Source organism: Coprococcus phoceensis (assembly GCF_900104635.1).
GTDB lineage: Bacteria > Bacillota > Clostridia > Lachnospirales > Lachnospiraceae > Faecalimonas > Faecalimonas phoceensis.
Window position 1 is genome coordinate 607,236 of record NZ_FNWC01000007.1, and the last position, 18,373, is coordinate 625,608.

The following is an 18,373-nucleotide window of genomic DNA, read 5'->3' on the forward strand; positions in this document are numbered from 1 at the left end:
GGCTGAAAGCAATTTTGAGGAAAGAATATATGAAGTGCATTCGGGAGTTGGTTTGGCGAACAGACAGTAGTCGAATTCGGGCAGCATACGTTACATGCATCAAGTGAAGGAAGGAGATTCCTTTATTAGAGTGGAACCGCGGATTGAACTTCGTCTCTAGAGTATTAGAGGCGAAGTTTTTTATTGCACAGGAAATTTCGCCTGTGCAATAATTGCGACATAGAAGATCTGTGAATTTGGGAGGAACGTTGATGGGAATGATATCATATATAAAAGAGGAATTAAACGTAATCAAAGAACGAGATCCTGCCATCAAGACAGGGATGGAGGTGCTTCTTTATTCCAGTTTTAAAGCCATATTGAGTTATCGGGTGGCACATAAGCTGTTTTTGAACAAACACTATTTTCTTGCGAGATGGGTTTCGCAGCGTGCTGCCAGAAAGACCGGGATAGAGATTCATCCGGGGGCGACCATCGGAAAAGGGCTCTTTATCGATCACGGAAGCGGTGTGATCATAGGAGAGACGACGGTGATCGGTGACAATGTGACACTGTATCAGGGAGTCACACTTGGAGGAACCGGAAAGGAAAAGGGGAAACGGCATCCGACGTTGGAAGACAATGTTATGGTGAGCGCCGGAGCGAAGATTCTTGGCTCTTTCACGATAGGGGAGAACTCAAAGATAGGTGCAGGCTCAGTTGTTCTGGAAGAAGTCCCGCCAAATTGTACGGTGGTCGGTGTACCGGGAAGAATTGTGAGAATGGGTGATAAAAAAATCCCGAGAACAGATATGGATCAGGTGCATTTACCGGATCCGGTACTGAATGACCTAAGAGAACTTCATCAGGATAATCTGAAATTGAAAAAACAATTAAAAGAATTAGAAAGTCAGCTCAGATGTGTCACTAAGAAGGACGCAGATGATGCACAAGAAGGAGGACATTATGAAATTATATAACACATTATCAAGAAGAAAAGAAGAATTTATTCCGTTGGAAGAAGGAAAAGTTAAGATGTATGTCTGCGGTCCGACGGTATACAATTTTATCCATATCGGAAATGCAAGACCGATGATTGTATTTGATACAGTGAGACGTTATTTTGAGTACAAAGGCTATGATGTGAACTTTGTATCAAACTTTACAGACGTCGATGATAAGATTATCAAAAAAGCGATTGAGGAAGGTGTATCTGCAAATGAGATTTCGCAAAGATACATTGCAGAATGCAAAAAAGATATGGCTGGGATGAACGTGAAGCCTGCCACAAAGCATCCGCTTGCAACAGAAGAAATCTGTGGCATGATCGAGATGATTCAGGAATTGATCGACAAAGGATATGCTTACGAAAAGAATGGTACGGTGTATTTCCGTACAAGAAAGTTTGATGAGTATGGAAAGCTTTCTCATAAGAATCTGGATGATCTGCAGTCAGGAGGACGCTCTCTGTTAGTGTCGGGGGAAGACGAAAAAGAAGATCCGTTGGATTTTGTTCTTTGGAAACCGAAAAAAGAAGGAGAGCCGGCGTGGGAGTCGCCTTGGTGTGACGGACGTCCTGGATGGCATATTGAGTGTTCTGTGATGTCGAAAAAATATCTCGGAGATCAGATTGACATCCATGCGGGAGGGGAGGACCTTGTATTCCCGCACCATGAAAACGAGATTGCACAAAGTGAGGCGGCAAATGGAAAAGAGTTTGCAAGGTATTGGATGCACAATGCATTTTTAAATATTGATAACCGTAAGATGTCAAAATCACTTGGTAACTTCAGAACAGTGAGAGAAATCAGCGAACAGTATGACCTTCAGGTACTTCGTTTCTTTATGCTGAGTGCACATTACAGAAGCCCGTTGAACTTTAGTGCTGATTTAATGGAAGCATCAAAAAATGGTCTCACACGTATCGTGACCGCTGTGGATAATCTGAAACATTTGGAAAATGCAACTTCGGCTGAGGCGATGACAGATGTGGAGAAGGAAACCTTCGAAAAGACGAAAGAATTCGTGGAGGGCTTTGAGACGGCGATGGAAGATGATTTTAATACTGCCGATGCAATTGCTTCTATTTTTGAACTTGTAAAATTTGCAAATACGACTGCGACAGCAGAAAGTTCAAAAGAGTATTTGAAAGGACTTCATGATCTGATTGTGAAGCTGGCAGATGTACTTGGATTGATCGTAGAAAAAGAAGAGGAGCTGCTTGCAGAAGATATTGAAAAGCTGATCGAGGAGCGCCAGGCGGCGAGAAAAGAAAAGAATTTTAAACGTGCAGATGAGATTCGTAACGAGTTGTTGGAAAAAGGAATTATTTTAGAGGATACACGTGAAGGAGTAAAATGGAAAAGAGCGTAGGGTTTGAATTTGATTCCTATATGCAAGAAGTTTTTCAAATGAAAGAGGTGGATGTTCACAGTTATTCACCTCTTACATTGGCATATATAGGAGATAGTATATATGATTTGATTATCAAAAGCCTTGTGATCAATCAAGGCAACCGCCAGGTGAATAAGCTGCACAAGGAGACCAGCATGTATGTTCAGGCGTCCACCCAGTCTCTCATGATGCGCGCGATGCAGGAAGAGCTGACAGAAGAAGAACATGCTGTTTACAAGCGTGGAAGAAACGCAAAATCGGTATCTCCGGCAAAAAATCAATCGATTACCGATTATAGAAGAGCAACCGGATTCGAGGCGTTGCTCGGATATCTGTATTTGAAAAAAGAATGGAAACGAATGTTGGATTTGGTGAAAATCGGTCTGGACAGTTTGAAAGAAAAAGAAGTGTAGGAGGCTTATATGAGCGAAGAGATAAAGGTAGAAAATTTGATGGTTGAGGGACGCAATGCAGTGATTGAGGCATTTCGCTCCGGTAAACCTGTGGATAAGCTGTTTGTGCTTGACGGCTGTCAGGATGGTCCGGTCCGCACAATTATCAGAGAGGCGAAAAAACATGATACTATCATTAATTTTGTGACAAAAGAACGATTGGATCAGATTTCTGAGACAAAGAAACATCAAGGTGTGATTGCATATGCAGCGGCCTATGAGTATTCAGAAGTGGAAGACATGTTGGAACTGGCAAAGAAGAAGGGCGAAGATCCGTTTTTGATTTTGCTTGATAACATTGAAGATCCACATAATCTTGGTGCGATCATCCGTACCGCAAACCTTGCAGGGGCACATGGCGTGATCATTCCAAAGAGACGTGCAGTCGGGCTTACAGCTACTGTTGCAAAGACATCTGCGGGAGCGCTTAATTATACTCCGGTCGCAAAGGTGACAAATCTCGCAAAAACAATGGAAGAGCTGAAAGAAAAAGGGTTATGGTTTGTCTGTGCAGATATGGGCGGCGAATCCATGTACCGACTGAATCTGACAGGTCCAATCGGGATGGTTATTGGAAATGAAGGAGATGGAGTAAGCCGGCTTGTGAAAGAAAAATGTGATTTCATCGCATCTATTCCGATGAAAGGTGACATTGATTCTTTGAATGCATCTGTGGCGGCAGGTGTATTAGCATATGAGATTGTAAGACAGCGTTTGCAGTAGTTTTAGGAGAAAAAGAATGTCTGATTATGGAAAAATGACAGATGAGCAGCTAATCTGCAATCTGCGGGCAGGGGAACAGGAAATTACCGATTATGTCATGGATAAGTATAAATTTCTTGTGAAGAAAAAGGCGAAAGAGATGTATCTTCTCGGCGGGGAAAACGATGACTTGATTCAGGAGGGGATGATCGGACTTTTCAAAGCGGTGCGTGATTATGACAGTGAGCAGGGAACGTCCTTTGCAAGTTTTGCGGATCTTTGCATATCAAGACAGATGTACAGTGCAATCAAAGCGTCTCAGAGGCAGAAACATATGCCGTTGAACTCTTATATTTCCCTGTACGAGCAGGGAGAGGATACACAAGAAGAAAAACAGCAGCCTCTGATCGAGACGATTCAGACAATGAAAGACAATAATCCAGAGGAGTTATTCCTGAATAAAGAATATCTGCAGATGATTGAGCAGGAGTTAAAAAAAAGGTTGAGTGATCTGGAAAATCAGGTACTGCATTTGCATTTGTTGGGAATCGATTATCAGACGATTGCAAAGCTTTTGGATAAAAGCCCAAAATCCATTGATAATGCATTGCAGCGAATTAAAGCGAAAATGGCAGGGATTGTACAGATATAGAAGACACCCGGCGAAATATGTATTACAAAATAGCGCTACACTTTGCGGGTGTGGCGCTATTTTTGCGTTTGTTGTTAGTTACAAGGGTAATCACTGCACAAAGCATAGCGATAAAGGAAAACAAATCAGACCATGTTACCATAAGCACCAACCCCCTTTCTACTGGGTGGCTGGCATAGCACCTCATCAGCTCCCTGGGTAAGTATACTATTACCAATGTACAGTATTTCTTATATTGTAAAAAATCGTGGAATTTTGAATTTGATATGATAAAAAGAAAAGAACCATTGAAAAATCAAAGGTTCTGAGTACAGCTGCTGGCGGGACTTGAACCCGTGACCTCCGCCTTACCAAGGCGACGCGCTACCGACTGCGCCACAGCAGCATATATTTTTACAACAAATTTATATTACTATAGCTTGTTTCATCTGTCAATGTTATTTTTAGTAAAAAATTTTCGAAGTGAAACCATTTTAGGGAATTCGCTGTCTAATAGATGAAGACAATTTTATGGAGCATGGATGTACCTACGTGAAAGTTACAGAGAAATCATAGCAAAATGCAGATTACGTGTTGTTCCAAACTTTATTTTATGGTATCCTATAGAATAAAGTGAATCTTCTGTGAAGTGGTCTTGGATTTTACGGAAGAAGAATAGATAGTGGAGGAATGACATGGAAAACGAAGTAGTTTCAAAAAATTTTATAGAACAGGAAATTGAAAAAGATTTAAGAGAAGGTGTATATGATACGGTATGCACAAGATTCCCGCCGGAGCCGAATGGATATCTTCATATCGGACATGCAAAATCTATTTTGCTGAACTATGGATTGGCACAGAAATATAACGGTACATTCCATATGCGTTTTGATGATACGAATCCAACAAAAGAGAAAGTGGAATTTGTAGAGTCTATTAAAGAAGATATCAAATGGCTTGGAGCAGACTGGAAAGACAATCTGTTTTTTGCATCAGATTATTTTGACCAGATGTATGAATGTGCTGTGAAATTAATCAAAAAAGGAAAAGCATATGTATGTGATCTGACAGCGGAAGAGATTCGCGAGTACAGAGGAACTTTGACAGAACCGGGAAGAAACAGCCCGTACCGTGAACGTACGGTGGAAGAGAATTTAGAGCTGTTCGAGGCGATGAAAAATGGAGAGTTTGAAGATGGGGAGAGAGTGCTCCGTGCAAAAATCGATATGGCATCACCGAACATCAACATGCGTGACCCGATCATTTACCGTGTGGCACATATGACGCATCACAATACAGGTGATAAATGGTGTATTTACCCAATGTACGATTTCGCACATCCGATTGAAGATGCGATTGAGAAAATCACACATTCTATCTGTACATTAGAGTTTGAAGATCACAGACCACTGTATGACTGGGTTGTAAGAGAATGTGAGTTTGAACCGGCACCAAGACAGATTGAGTTTGCAAAATTATATTTGACAAATGTGGTGACAGGAAAGAGATATATCAAAAAATTAGTCGAAGACGGTATTGTAGATGGATGGGATGATCCAAGACTTGTATCAATTGCGGCACTTAGAAGACGTGGATTTACACCGGAATCATTGAAGATGTTCGTAGATCTCTGCGGAGTGTCTAAGAGCAACAGCTCTGTGGACTACGCAATGTTAGAATACTGTATCCGTGAAGATTTGAAGATGAAAAAATCACGTATGATGGCAGTGCTTGATCCGATCAAGCTGATCATCGACAATTATCCGGAAGGACAGGTTGAATATTTGGATGTGGCAAATAATTTGGAAAATGAAGAATTAGGATACCGTAAAGTACCTTTCTGCAGAGAGCTTTACATTGAGAGAGAAGACTTTATGGAAGAGCCACCGAAAAAATATTTCCGTTTGTTCCCAGGAAACGAAGTGCGCCTGATGCATGCGTATTTTGTAAAATGTGAAAGCTTTGTAAAAGATGAAAACGGTAATATCACAGAGATTCACTGTACGTATGATCAAGAGACAAAATGTGGAAGTGGATTTACAGGAAGAAAAGTAAAAGGTACGATTCACTGGGTACCAGCTCCATATGCAGTGAAAGCAGAAGTACGTCTTTATGAAAATATTGTTGACGAAGAAAAAGGTGTTTACAATAAAGAGGACGGTTCTTTGAACTTGAATCCAAATTCATTGACAATCTTGAAAGACTGCTATTTAGAGCCAAGCTTTGACGATGCAAAAGCATATGACAGCTTCCAGTTTGTGAGAAACGGATATTTCTGTATTGATGCGAAAGATTCAAAACCGGATGCGCTTGTATTTAACCGTATCGTATCCTTGAAGAGCTCTTTCAAACTGCCAAAATAAACAGATGAATGAATTGACAATCAATTTGAAGACAAAATCGGATATGCCACTGTATGAGCAGATTTACCGGCATATTAAGACAGAGATTCAAAGCGGGCGGATTGCCTGCAGAGAAAAACTGCCTTCTACACGGGCTCTCTCCAGACATTTGGAGGTGAGCCGAAGTACGGTAGAGCTGGCATATGAACAGCTTTTGTCGGAAGGGTATATTGAGTCGGAGCCGTGTAAAGGCTTTTTTGCCGCACAATTGGAAGGATTGTATCAATTTGCGGAGCTTAACATGGTATCAAAAGCAGGAGAGAAAACCGAGAAGAAAAAATACCGTTATGATTTCAGCCCGCGTGGAATTGATTTGAGCAGCTTCCCGTATAATGTGTGGAGAAAATTATCAAAAGAAATATTGGTGGACGATCGAACGGACTTGTTCCGTCTCGGAAATTCACAGGGAGAAGAGGGGCTTCGAAATGCAATCCGTAACTACCTGTATCAGGCACGTGGAGTGAATTGTCAGCCGGAACAGATTATTGTCGGTGCGGGAAATGATTATCTGCTTATGCTGCTTAGCATGGTGATGGGAGAGCAACGAAAGGTTGCATTTGAGAATCCTACTTACAAGCAGGCGTATCGTTTGTTTCGAAATCTTTCCTGTGAAGTGATGACGATTGATATGGATAAATATGGAATGGAAGTCTCAAAATTGTGTGAATCGAATGCAGACACCGCATATGTTATGCCGTCTCACCAATATCCGCTTGGTATCGTTATGCCGATCAAAAGAAGAATGGAACTGCTCAGATGGGCGGGAGAATCCGAAGAAAGATATATTATAGAAGACGATTATGACAGTGAGTTTCGGTACAAAGGAAGACCGATTCCGGCATTGCAGGGATATGATATGAATGATAAAGTGATTTATCTTGGGACTTTTTCAAAGTCGCTGGCGCCGGCAATCCGAATCAGTTACATGGTACTTCCAAAACGACTTCTTACAGCATATAATGAAAAGTGCAGATTTTTAAGCTCGACGGTCTCAAAAGTCGATCAGTTTATTATCCAACGGTTTATCGAAGAAGGATATTATGAGCGTCATCTGAATAAAATGAGAGCACTTTATAAAAACAGACATGATATATTAATGGCTGGGTTAAAACCGTTGCTTACGAGATGCAGCATTTCGGGAGAGCATGCAGGAGTACATTTACTTTTAACGTTTCCATCGGGAGAAAAAGAAAAAGAACTGATCAGACAGGCGGAAGAAAAAGAAATCAGAGTTTATGGATTGTCAGAATATGATATTGATGAACAAAAAAACGCAAAAGCAACGATATTGCTCGGATATGCAAATATGAGTGAAGAAGCGATTCGAGATGCGAGCAACATCCTGTGTGAGATATGGAAATAAAAGGAGTTCCAACTGTGGAACTCCTTTTATTTCTTTTATACTTCTGCGTCCTGTTCAGATGAGGTTTCTTCCTCGGCGGGTGTCTCCTCTGTCTCCTGATTGAGCGAAACATAAGATCTTTGGGTGACTGGTTCTAAGTCACTGTCCAGATCAAAATCCTCATCTTCAAAATCATCTGAAAATTCACTGTTATCGTCAAGTGTATGTTGCTTTTTCTTGAAAAATGCAATTCCAATGCCGATTGCAGCACCAATGCCTGCAAGTGCTAATAAAAATTTACTCCATTTTTTTGACATATGATGACTCCTTTCTGAAAATAATATGATTCATTGAAAAACATTATAATACTTTTGTCGGAAAAATGAAAGGGGAATTCAGCCGATTGTTGTTTCTGTATCAGAATTGTGTTAGACTAACTCTTATATAGTAGAAAAGGAAGTGAGAGTATTGAACAAAGAACCTGTAAAAAAAGCGAAAAAGGGAATATTGAGTATTGTATTTAGCAGAATTTCGTTGCTTGCGGTATTATTGATCATCCAGATTGCTTTGATTGTAGGGACAGTCACATATTTGGAAGACTATGCAACTTACATTTATGTGATTTTTATCGTGTTGGAAGTGATTTCTGTCGTTTATATTATAAACAGTAAAAGCAATCCTGCGTTTAAGACTTCGTGGATATTGTTTATCCTTTTAATTCCGATTGTGGGAACAGTGTTTTATCTGTTTATGAAAATACAGCCTGGAACAAGTTATTTGGACCATCGCCTCAGGACATTGAATGATGCGACATCGCCATTTATGAAACAGGATAAGGAGACGGTGGAGGCGCTTCGTGTATCGAAGCCTGCCAATGCCAATCTTGCACATTATCTGACACATCAGGCGGCATTTCCTGTGCATCGCAATACAGAAGTGACGTATTTTCCCCTTGGTGAAAATAAATTCAAGGAGATGAAAAAGCAGTTAAGACTTGCAGAAAAATATATTTTTCTAGAGTATTTTATAGTGGAAGAAGGTATCATGTGGAATGAGATACTGGATATTCTCATTGATAAGGTCTCGAAAGGTGTGGAGGTCCGTTTCATGTATGACGGAATGTGCAGTATGGTACAACTGCCTTACCATTATCCGAAGACGATGAAAAAATATGGAATTAAATGTAAGATGTTCAGCCCGATCAAACCGGTTCTCTCTTCACATCAGAATAACAGAGATCACAGGAAAATATGTGTGATCGATGGACGTGTTGCGTTTACTGGGGGAATCAATCTGGCGGATGAGTATATTAATCAGAAAGTCCGTTTCGGACACTGGAAGGATACGGCAGTCATGTTAAAGGGAGAGGCAGTTCAGAACTTTACGATGATGTTTCTTCAGATGTGGAATGTCAGCGAGCGGGGAAAGGAAGATTATGCGAAATATCTTACCCCTAAGTCACTTGACATCAGAAGAGAACTTGGTTTTGTGCTTCCGTATGCAGACAGCCCATTTGATCATGAAAATATTGGAGAGCAGGTGTACTTTCATTTGCTGAATCATGCAAAAAAATACGTGCACATTATGACGCCATACCTGATTTTAGATAATGAGATGGTGACAAATCTTACTTATACAGCAAAATGTGGAATTGAAGTTATCATTATTATGCCGCATATTCCGGATAAGTGGTATGCGTTTGCAGTAGCGCAGACCTATTATGAAGAACTGATCAGTGCGGGAGTGCAGATTTATGAATATACACCGGGATTTGTACATGCGAAAGTGTTTGTGTCGGACAATGATACTGCGACGGTCGGGACGATCAATCTTGATTATCGCAGTTTGTATCACCATTTTGAATGTGGTACATTCATTTATAACAATCCAGTCGTGTGGGAGATTGAACGTGATTTCCAAAATACTTTAAAAGCATGTCAGAAGATTACGATGCTTGATGTGAAAGCAAGAAGAATCGGTATGAAGATGGTCGGAAGAGTTTTAAGACTGATTGCACCTTTGATGTAAACAAACAAATATCGAAAAAAATATTGCATAACACGGAGAAAGTATAGTATAATTCTATCGGTGCTTTATAAGCAGTGCTAAAGTATTTTATAAGAAGACACAATAATAAAGTGATTTGTAAATGCGTGACATTACAAAGTAAGATGGGAGAGAAAAACACATGGAAAGAAAAGTTGGAACAATTTCAAGAGGAGTTCGTTGTCCAATCATTAGAGAAAATGATAATTTAGCTGATATTGTAGTAGAAAGCGTATTGGACGCTGCAAAAAGCGAAGGATTTGAACTGAGAGACAGAGATGTTATTTCTGTTACAGAGTCAATTGTAGCAAGAGCACAGGGAAATTACGCTTCTATTGATACCATTGCAGAAGATGTAAAAGCAAAATTAGGCGGAGAGACAATCGGAGTAATCTTCCCAATCTTATCAAGAAATAGATTTGCTATCTGTCTCAGAGGAATCGCTGCCGGAGCAAAAAAAGTTGTTTTGATGTTAAGCTACCCAAGTGATGAAGTGGGAAATGAACTTGTATCACTGGATAAATTAGATGAGGCAGGAATCAACCCATACAGCGATGTCCTTACATTGGAAAAATACAGAGAATTATTTGGCGAGAACAAGCACGAATTTACAGGTGTAGATTATGTAGATTACTATGCAAATATCATCAAAGAAGCAGGGGCAGAAGTAGAAGTTATTTTTGCGAACAATCCAAGAACAATCTTAAACTATACAAAGAATGTGTTGAACTGTGATATTCATACACGCGTTAGAACAAAACGTATTTTACGGGAGAATGGCGCAGAAAGAGTATGCGGATTAGACGATATTTTGAATGCATCGGTAAATGGAAGCGGATACAATACAAAATATGGATTATTGGGATCTAATAAATCGACAGAAGACAAAATTAAATTATTCCCGAATGAGTGTTTTGATTTAGTAGAAGATATTCAGAAACAGATTTTGGATAAGACTGGAAAGCATGTAGAGGTTATGGTATATGGAGATGGTGCGTTCAAAGATCCACAAGGAAAGATCTGGGAACTTGCTGATCCGGTTGTATCACCAGCTTACACAGAAGGTCTGATTGGAACACCGAATGAAGTGAAGTTAAAATATCTTGCAGATAATGATTTCAAAGATTTAAGTGGGGAAGCATTGAAAGAAGCAATTTCAAAGCGTATCAGAGAAAAGAGCGATAATCTTGTTGGAGATATGGCGTCTCAGGGAACAACTCCGAGACAGTTGACAGATCTTATCGGTTCTTTGTGTGACCTTACAAGTGGCTCAGGAGATAAAGGAACACCGGTTGTATTGGTTCAGGGATATTTTGATAATTATACAAACTAATAAAAAAATGGTGCTGCATAATATATGCAGCACCATTTTTAGGTGTACCAGAAATTATAATAACCGAATTCCGTTAGCAAAAGCTGTGTCTACAATCTCTTCCGGCCATGTAGAAGACTGTACTTCTCCGATATGAGCTTTTCTTAGGCAGTACATACAAATACGGGACTGTCCAAGACCTCCGCCGATTGTATATGGAAGTTCATGATTCAAAAGAGCTTTTTGGAAATCAAGTTCCGCCCGTTCCGGACAGCCGGCCAAGCCAAGCTGACGTTCTAATGCTTCCTCATCAACACGGATTCCCATGGAAGAAAGTTCTAATGCAATGTCAAGAACCGGATAATATACAATGATATCGCCGTTCAATTCCCAGTCGTCATAATCCGGTGCACGCCCATCATGCTTCTCGCCGGAAATCAATTCTTTTCCGATCTGAGAGATGAAGACAGCTCCCTTTTCTTTGACAATCTTATATTCTCTTTCCTTAGGAGTGGAAGAAGGATATAGATTTTCCAATTCCTGTGAAGTGATGAAAGTGATCTCTTCCGGAAGAATCGGATCTATGTAGTTATATCTTCTCGAGATATATTCTTCTGTCTCGCGAAGCGCAGCGTATACTTTGCGGACAGTGTACTGCAATGTCTCCATATTGCGTTCTTCTTTAGAAATTACTTTTTCCCAATCCCATTGATCGACATAAATCGAATGTATGTTATCGGTATCCTCGTCTCTTCTGATTGCATTCATATCTGTATATAAACCCTCACCTGAGTGAAAACCGTAGCGCTTTAATGCATAGCGTTTCCATTTTGCAAGGGAATGTACAATTTCCACCGGGGTATCGTTCTGCTCTTTGATTCCAAACGCTACTGGACGTTCCACACCATTTAAGTTGTCGTTCAGTCCAGACTCCGGTTTGACAAAAAGTGGAGCGGATACACGTGTCAGATGCAGTGATTTTGCGAGGGCACGCTCAAAGTGGTCTTTGATTTCTTTGATTGCAACTTCTGTCTCACGAATCGTAAGTGGTGCAGTGTATCCTTCAGGGATGATTAAATGTTCCATATGCAAGTCTCCTTTTTACTAAGATTATCGAACGTGTGGATTTGAATTACACAAACGATAGTAATAGTGTAGTGTCAGTAATGGCAATGTGTCAAGAGAAAATAAGGAATTCGCATAGAAAAACTTAAGAATTGAGTTAGAAAGATTTTATATAACTGACACAAGTTAGTCATGAATTGTTGTTAAAATAAAATTGTTTCAAAAAGGAATATAAATGTAAGAGTATGAATATAATGATAAAGTTGGAAATAGATATAGATGGAGGAATTTAGTATGCAGAAAGAAAAGAAACAGAAATATCAGGAAATGATATCGATTGAGGAATACCTGATGAAGAGACGAAAACAAAAAGAAATCGAAGACAGACAATTCAGACAAGAAGAAAGCCCTGCCTTTTTTGCGGCAGAGCTATATGTGTAACACAGAGTTAGTCATCCTTATTCTTGTGCGACAATCTGTAAAACAGTGAGTATGCATATAAAAGAACCGGAAGCAGGATTGTCGCAGCAATAGAAGCTTTGAATAGCCACATTGTATTTGGTGAATCAAAAATTGCAAAGAAAAGAGTGCTCAGATAAAGCGCTGCTAACAGAATAACGCCTAAGAGCGCAAGAATTCGTTTTGTCTTACTCATAACTATCGTCTCCTCATATATGATAGTTTGATTATAGCGATAGATTTTCAAAAATGCAAATAGAAACTATTGACCAGAAAGTTGTATGGTGATATTCTATAAAAAGAAGCTTTTAAATGATGAAAAACTATACAAAATGGTGAAAATGTAAAGAATCAAGGAGGTTTCGACAATGAAAAAAATTATGAACAATGTGGATGCGGTAGAGAATGAAATGGTTTTGGGAATGGTAAAAGCATATCCGCAATATATAAAAAAATTAGATTGCGGAAATGTAGTAGTAAGAGCCAGAAAAAAAGAAGGAAAAGTTGCTCTGATCAGTGGTGGCGGAAGCGGGCATGAGCCGGCACATGGTGGATTTGTAGGAGAAGGTATGCTGGATGCTGCCGTTGCAGGACCGGTCTTTACTTCTCCGACACCGGATCAGATTTATGAAGGTATCAAAGCGATAGAGACGGACAAAGGTGTCTTTATGGTTGTAAAGAACTACACCGGGGATGTTATGAATTTTGAGATGGCAGCAGAGATGGCGGAGATGGACGGTATTCCAGTCAAATATGTTGTTACGAATGATGATGTTGCGGTTCAGGACAGTTTGTATACAGTTGGGCGCCGTGGTGTGGCAGGAACAATTTTTGTACATAAAATAGCAGGCGCGAAAGCGGAGGAAGGTGCAGAGCTTGAAGCGGTACAGGCAGTTGCACAAAAAGTGGTCGACAATGTGAGAACCATGGGAATGGCAATCAAGCCTTGCACGGTTCCGGCAGCAGGGAAACCGGGATTTGAGCTGAGTGACGATGAGATGGAGGTAGGAATCGGAATTCACGGGGAACCGGGGACGCACAGGGAATCGTTGAAAAAGGCAGATGAGATTGTAGATATGCTGTTGGAAAAGATTCTGGCGGATATCGATTATGCGGATAGCGAAGTGGCTGTTTTGATCAACGGCGCAGGAGGAACTCCTCTTATGGAATTATTTATTGTAAACAACCATGTGTCAGATGTACTCGCTGCGAAAGGAATCAAAGTATATAAGACGTTTGTCGGAAATTATATGACATCGATTGAAATGGACGGATTTTCAATTTCTCTGTTGAGATTGGATGACGAGATGAAGAAACTGCTGGATGCAAAGGCAGATACACCCGCATTTAAGGCATAATGTAGAAAGAAGGAACGACTTATGGTAAATCAACAAAAGGTAATTGAAATTTTAAGAAACATCGGAGAGACGATTGAGAAAGAAAAACTGTTTTTGACGGAACTTGATAATGTAATCGGTGATGGGGATCATGGAATTAACCTTTCACGCGGTTTTCAGGAGGTGGAAAAAAAGTTAGATACGCTTGCTGATAAAGACATTGGAACGATTTTAAAGACGGTTGGAATGACACTTGTATCTACGGTGGGAGGCGCATCAGGACCACTTTATGGGACTGCATTTATGAAGGCAGGGCAATTGATGGCAGGAAAAGATGCGGTGGACATCAATGATTTTGTGGAAATTCTAAGGGTTTCCATAGAGGGAATTAAAATGCGCGGCAAATCCACAACCGGTGAAAAGACGATGCTGGATGCAATGGTTCCGGCGCTTGCTGCAATGGAAGGTGCTCTTAAGGCGGCAAAAGATCCGAAAGAAATATTGTTGGAAGGAGTGGAGGCAGCAGAGGATGGTGTCGCATATACGAAGACTATCATTGCCACAAAGGGAAGAGCAAGCTATTTGGGAGAACGCAGTATTGGGCATCAGGATCCGGGAGCTACTTCGTTTACATTAATGCTAAGCGTGATTGCCAAAAGTTTGTAAGGAGGGTAAGTATGGTAGGAATTGTAATTGTATCTCATAGTCGGGAGTTGGCGGACAGCATTGTGGAGTTTACAAAGATGATGGCTCCGGAAGCGCTTATCCGTGCGGCGGGAGGTATGGATGACGGAACACTCGGGACGAGTTATGAAAAAATATATCAGGCAATCGAGGACGTTTATTCCGAAGACGGAGTGCTTGTGATGATGGACATGGGCAGTGCTGTTATGACAACAGAGATGGTTCTGGAGGAGATGTCTGACAAGAAAATTGAGATGATAGACTGCCCGATTGTAGAAGGAGCAGTGGCGGCCACGGTTGCAGCATCCGCAGGAGCTGATTTTGAAGAAGTGAAACAAAATGCATTGGAAGCAAAAACAGCTGCTAAATTTTGAAGTGTAAAACAAAGCATACTGAGAAAAAACAGTTTCGGTATGCTTGTTTTATGAAGAAAAATGAGATATAATAAAGCGATAAGAATGAAAATACAAAGGAGTTATAAACATGGCATTATTAGAAGAATGGAGAGCAGTTGCATATTCAAAGGAGATGGATCGTGCAGCATTACAAAAATTTTGGGGAACCTATTTTCAAATTGAAAAAAATATCTATGAGAAATTATTGACAAATCCGGATGAGGAAGTAAAAGGAACAGTCAAAGAACTTGCAGAAAAGTATGAAATTGACGTGTTTACAATGACAGGATTTTTGGATGGAATCAATGAAAGCTTAAAAGAAGAGAATCCAATTGAGACAATGGAAGAAGATACAGTTGTAAACCTGATCTTTGACAAAGAAAAGTTATATAAGAATATGGTGGATGCAAAAGCTGACTGGCTGTATGAATTACCACAGTGGAATAACATCTTTACACCAGAACGCAAGAGAGAATTGTATAAAGAACAGAAAAATTCGGGAACAGTCCGCAAAGAAAAGAAAGTTGGAAGAAATGATCCTTGTCCATGTGGAAGCGGGAAAAAGTATAAAAAATGCTGCGGTAAATAGTCCATGGCATCAGGATTCATTGCACTTGGAATTTTAAGTATCCTGTATTATGGATTTGTTGTATGGTATACGAAGCGATGGAATGGAACGTTTACATGGTTCTGGGCGGTGTTTGGATTGGCGAATATCGGAATCGGAATACTGACCAGGGGAATTCCGGTTTGGCTTGAGTATATTTTAACCGGTATTTTTATTGTTCTGTGGATGATTTTTTTCTGTGTGGAAGTGTTGATTCTTTGTGCGATGATATCAGTTGCTCCGAAAAATATGAAATACATTATTATTTTAGGGGCACAGATTCGCGGGAAAAGAGTGACTGAGGCATTGAAAAGAAGACTTGACCGTGGAATTCGTTATCTCAATGAGAATCCAGAGACGATTGTAATCGTATCGGGAGGCAGAGGGAAAGGTGAGGATATCACGGAGGCAGAAGCGATGGCAGAATATTTGGAAAATTGTGGGATTGATGCAAACAGAATCTGCCTGGAAGAAAAATCGACGTCAACATATGAGAATCTGAAAAAAAGTCTTGCTTTTATAGATGATGAGCGACGGGATAAAATAGGAATTGTTACAAATAACTTTCATATTTACCGAGCTGTGAAATTGGCAAAATCAATCGGATACAGAAAAGTTTACGCGATTACAGCAAGCAGTAATCTTGCTGTATTTCCAAATTATATGGTGAGAGAATTCTTTGCAGTGCTCGCTCTGTTTCTGAGACTGCGAAAGCACAAGACAGAAGAATAGATGTATAAAATAAAAACAGGTGTGAAATACTATCTCTGATAGAATTAGAAAAAATATAAGGAGGTATGATCATGCCAGAGTTGAAATGTACAGTACAGACATGTACGCACAATAAGCAATTTTATTGTGACCTTGATGCTATCGAGGTTCAGGGGGATTCTGCAAGAAAGTCAGATGAGACATGTTGTGGAAGCTTCGTGAAGCGAAAAGGAGATTCTTACAGCAATGTAACAGGAGAGGCGTCTCCGACAAGCAATGTCGACTGCAAAGCAGTTGAATGCATGTATAACAATGCGTGCAGATGCCATGCGGGTAAGATCAGCGTGGAGGGCAGCAACGCATGCAAATGCGGCGAGACCGAATGTGCAAGTTTTGAATGCAGTAAATAGTGAATAAGGTTGGGCGCAGTAAAGGTTTGAAACTTTTGCTGCGCCCTTAACTGTGTTCTTGTTGACGTTTTTAAGAAGGTAGCGTTATAATGAAACATAGATGTAAATTGAGCGAGGAAAGGATTCGAATACATATTATGGAAAATTCAAAGGAAACGAAAACTTATCATGATAAAAGACCTCAGTTTCGAAATAAAGGTCCTTCAAAATTAAGACAGCAGTTTGGAAAAGGAATGACAGCATTTCTTGTTGTTGCAGCAAGCATTGTTTTTTATTTTGCATTTTTGCGTTTTAATGGAATTTCTAATATTTTTGAAAAGATATTTCAGATATTAAAACCAATTATATATGGTCTTGTGATTGCATATCTTCTGAATCCGATTGTGAAATTGGTGGAAAGACATCTTACTCCTTTTTTGGAGAAAAAACTAAAGAAAAAAGAGACGGCACATAAAATTGGGCGGGGGAGCGGAATTTTCGCAGCTTTGATTTTTTCGGTGTTTGTGATTGTGGCACTGTGCAACATGCTGATTCCGGAATTATATAAAAGTATCCGAGATTTGATTGTGACACTTCCAGAGCAGATGAATAGCTGGGCACAAGATATGAATGCATTTTTAATCAGTAACTCAACTTTGGATACGATGCTGAAGAATATCATTACAGAGGGAACAGATACGGTGGAAAACTGGCTGAAGACGGATTTACTCCAACAGGCGAACACTTTAATGTCGAATCTGACGGTAGGAGTAATCAATGTTGTGAGTGAGATTATGAATGTGTTGATCGGGTTTATTGTCTCTGTCTATGTACTGTTTAGTAAGGAACTGTTTTCCGGTCAGTGCAAAAAGATTGTATATGCACTGATGAAACCGGATCACGCAAACATGACACTTCATATTACGAAAAAGAGCAATGAGATTTTTGGCGGGTTTATCATTGGAAAAATCATTGATTCTGCGATTATCGGAGTATTGTGTTTTATAGCACTTAGCATTATGAAGATGCCATACACCCTTATTGTCAGCGTGATTGTCGGAGTGACGAACGTAATTCCGTTTTTCGGACCTTATATCGGAGCAATACCGAGTACGATTCTGATTATGATTGCAGAACCGATACAGGGGCTGTATTTTGCTATTTTTATATTGATTTTGCAGCAGATTGACGGGAATATCATTGGACCGAAGATTTTGGGAGACTCTACCGGTCTGTCCGCTTTCTGGGTTGTCTTTTCCATACTGCTTGGAGGAGGACTTTTCGGGTTTGTCGGAATGATCATGGGAGTGCCGACTTTCGCTGTCCTATATTATATTGCGCAAATGTTTATCAACCAAAAGTTGGAGCGCAAAAAACTTCCAACATCATCTGAAAGGTATGGCAGTGAAAGCTATGTGAATGATGAAGGAGAATTTATTGAATGTGAAGAAAAAGGAGAATAATTT

The 18,373-nt window shown here is 40.0% G+C and carries 20 protein-coding genes, 1 tRNA gene and 1 other annotated feature (1 of these 22 running past the window's edge); of the genes, 17 read left to right on the forward strand and 4 right to left on the reverse strand.

All coding sequences use genetic code 11. The features are described 5' to 3' along the window. Positions 1-161 (forward strand) — a binding site (T-box leader) (it extends 59 nt beyond the left edge of the window). A 90-nt stretch (positions 162-251) separates the two neighbouring features. The 5 genes from epsC to sigH are packed head-to-tail and all read left to right on the forward strand — an operon-like array spanning position 252 to position 4,179. Next, positions 252-959, forward strand: coding sequence for a serine O-acetyltransferase EpsC (epsC, locus tag BQ5364_RS06590; RefSeq protein WP_004611225.1), 708 nt, complete (start codon positions 252-254; stop codon positions 957-959). Beyond that, positions 946-2,352, forward strand: coding sequence for a cysteine--tRNA ligase (gene cysS, locus BQ5364_RS06595; protein WP_022250316.1), 1,407 nt, complete (start codon positions 946-948; stop codon positions 2,350-2,352). Before epsC ends, cysS begins: the two co-directional genes overlap by 14 nt. Further along, on the forward strand, positions 2,337-2,786 hold the full coding sequence (locus BQ5364_RS06600; protein ID WP_004611223.1) for a Mini-ribonuclease 3: 450 nt from the start codon (positions 2,337-2,339) through the stop codon (positions 2,784-2,786). The genes cysS and BQ5364_RS06600 overlap by 16 nt, the downstream gene beginning before the upstream one ends. Positions 2,787-2,795: 9 nt before the next feature. Continuing rightward, on the forward strand, positions 2,796-3,548 hold the full coding sequence (rlmB, locus tag BQ5364_RS06605) for a 23S rRNA (guanosine(2251)-2'-O)-methyltransferase RlmB (RefSeq protein ID WP_004611222.1): 753 nt from the start codon (positions 2,796-2,798) through the stop codon (positions 3,546-3,548). A 16-nt stretch (positions 3,549-3,564) separates the two neighbouring features. Continuing rightward, a complete protein-coding gene (gene sigH, locus BQ5364_RS06610) occupies positions 3,565-4,179 on the forward strand; it encodes an RNA polymerase sporulation sigma factor SigH (protein ID WP_071143882.1) in 615 nt (204 codons plus the stop codon). A gap of 312 nt (positions 4,180-4,491) precedes the next feature. Here sigH and BQ5364_RS06615 read toward each other — a convergent pair. Continuing rightward, positions 4,492-4,564: transfer RNA gene (locus BQ5364_RS06615), tRNA-Thr, on the reverse strand. A gap of 289 nt (positions 4,565-4,853) precedes the next feature. On the opposite strand from BQ5364_RS06615, the gene BQ5364_RS06620 reads away from it, so the two are divergent. Together BQ5364_RS06620 and pdxR are read left to right on the forward strand one after the other, a co-directional pair. Continuing rightward, entirely contained in the window at positions 4,854-6,521 is a 1,668-nt protein-coding gene (locus tag BQ5364_RS06620; protein WP_071143883.1) for a glutamine--tRNA ligase/YqeY domain fusion protein, read from the forward strand. Positions 6,522-6,525: 4 nt separating this feature from the next. After that, the gene (gene pdxR / locus BQ5364_RS06625; RefSeq protein ID WP_004611218.1) at positions 6,526-7,923 is read left to right on the forward strand and encodes a MocR-like pyridoxine biosynthesis transcription factor PdxR; all 1,398 of its coding nucleotides are present in this window, start codon (positions 6,526-6,528) and stop codon (positions 7,921-7,923) included. 35 nt (positions 7,924-7,958) lie between these two features. Here pdxR and BQ5364_RS06630 read toward each other — a convergent pair whose 3' ends face one another. After that, on the reverse strand, positions 7,959-8,219 hold the full coding sequence (locus tag BQ5364_RS06630; protein ID WP_004611217.1) for a hypothetical protein: 261 nt from the start codon (positions 8,217-8,219) through the stop codon (positions 7,959-7,961). A 151-nt stretch (positions 8,220-8,370) separates the two neighbouring features. On the opposite strand from BQ5364_RS06630, the gene cls reads away from it, so the two are divergent. Together cls and BQ5364_RS06640 are read left to right on the forward strand one after the other, a co-directional pair. Beyond that, the gene (cls, locus tag BQ5364_RS06635) at positions 8,371-9,930 is read left to right on the forward strand and encodes a cardiolipin synthase (RefSeq protein WP_022250314.1); all 1,560 of its coding nucleotides are present in this window, start codon (positions 8,371-8,373) and stop codon (positions 9,928-9,930) included. Positions 9,931-10,090: 160 nt separating this feature from the next. Next, positions 10,091-11,281: a coenzyme F420-0:L-glutamate ligase gene (locus BQ5364_RS06640; protein WP_004611215.1), complete on the forward strand. Its 1,191-nt coding sequence runs from the start codon at positions 10,091-10,093 to the stop codon at positions 11,279-11,281. A 54-nt stretch (positions 11,282-11,335) separates the two neighbouring features. Here BQ5364_RS06640 and asnA read toward each other — a convergent pair whose 3' ends face one another. Further along, the gene (gene asnA, locus BQ5364_RS06645; RefSeq protein ID WP_004611214.1) at positions 11,336-12,346 is read right to left on the reverse strand and encodes an aspartate--ammonia ligase; all 1,011 of its coding nucleotides are present in this window, start codon (positions 12,344-12,346) and stop codon (positions 11,336-11,338) included. Positions 12,347-12,619: 273 nt separating this feature from the next. Between asnA and BQ5364_RS18080 the strand changes: the two genes are divergently transcribed. Continuing rightward, positions 12,620-12,766, forward strand: coding sequence for a hypothetical protein (locus tag BQ5364_RS18080; RefSeq protein ID WP_022250312.1), 147 nt, complete (start codon positions 12,620-12,622; stop codon positions 12,764-12,766). 7 nt (positions 12,767-12,773) lie between these two features. On the opposite strand, the gene BQ5364_RS06650 is transcribed toward BQ5364_RS18080, so the two are convergent. After that, a complete protein-coding gene (locus tag BQ5364_RS06650) occupies positions 12,774-12,980 on the reverse strand; it encodes a hypothetical protein (protein ID WP_004611212.1) in 207 nt (68 codons plus the stop codon). Positions 12,981-13,152: 172 nt separating this feature from the next. On the opposite strand from BQ5364_RS06650, the gene dhaK reads away from it, so the two are divergent. The 7 genes from dhaK to BQ5364_RS06685 all read left to right on the forward strand — a co-directional run bounded on the left by dhaK (position 13,153) and on the right by BQ5364_RS06685 (position 18,370). Further along, the gene (gene dhaK / locus BQ5364_RS06655; RefSeq protein WP_004611211.1) at positions 13,153-14,142 is read left to right on the forward strand and encodes a dihydroxyacetone kinase subunit DhaK; all 990 of its coding nucleotides are present in this window, start codon (positions 13,153-13,155) and stop codon (positions 14,140-14,142) included. Positions 14,143-14,163: 21 nt separating this feature from the next. After that, positions 14,164-14,787: a dihydroxyacetone kinase subunit DhaL gene (gene dhaL, locus BQ5364_RS06660; protein ID WP_004611210.1), complete on the forward strand. Its 624-nt coding sequence runs from the start codon at positions 14,164-14,166 to the stop codon at positions 14,785-14,787. A gap of 11 nt (positions 14,788-14,798) precedes the next feature. Further along, positions 14,799-15,179, forward strand: coding sequence for a dihydroxyacetone kinase phosphoryl donor subunit DhaM (dhaM, locus tag BQ5364_RS06665; protein WP_004611209.1), 381 nt, complete (start codon positions 14,799-14,801; stop codon positions 15,177-15,179). Between the two features lie 109 nt (positions 15,180-15,288). Next, entirely contained in the window at positions 15,289-15,789 is a 501-nt protein-coding gene (locus BQ5364_RS06670; RefSeq protein ID WP_004611208.1) for an SEC-C metal-binding domain-containing protein, read from the forward strand. A 3-nt stretch (positions 15,790-15,792) separates the two neighbouring features. Next, the gene (locus BQ5364_RS06675; protein ID WP_004611207.1) at positions 15,793-16,539 is read left to right on the forward strand and encodes a YdcF family protein; all 747 of its coding nucleotides are present in this window, start codon (positions 15,793-15,795) and stop codon (positions 16,537-16,539) included. Positions 16,540-16,610: 71 nt separating this feature from the next. Continuing rightward, complete coding sequence (locus BQ5364_RS06680; RefSeq protein WP_044986573.1) at positions 16,611-16,928, forward strand: DUF1540 domain-containing protein; 318 nt, start codon at positions 16,611-16,613, stop codon at positions 16,926-16,928. A 137-nt stretch (positions 16,929-17,065) separates the two neighbouring features. Continuing rightward, entirely contained in the window at positions 17,066-18,370 is a 1,305-nt protein-coding gene (locus tag BQ5364_RS06685) for an AI-2E family transporter (RefSeq protein ID WP_227039009.1), read from the forward strand. Positions 18,371-18,373: the final 3 nt, after the last annotated feature.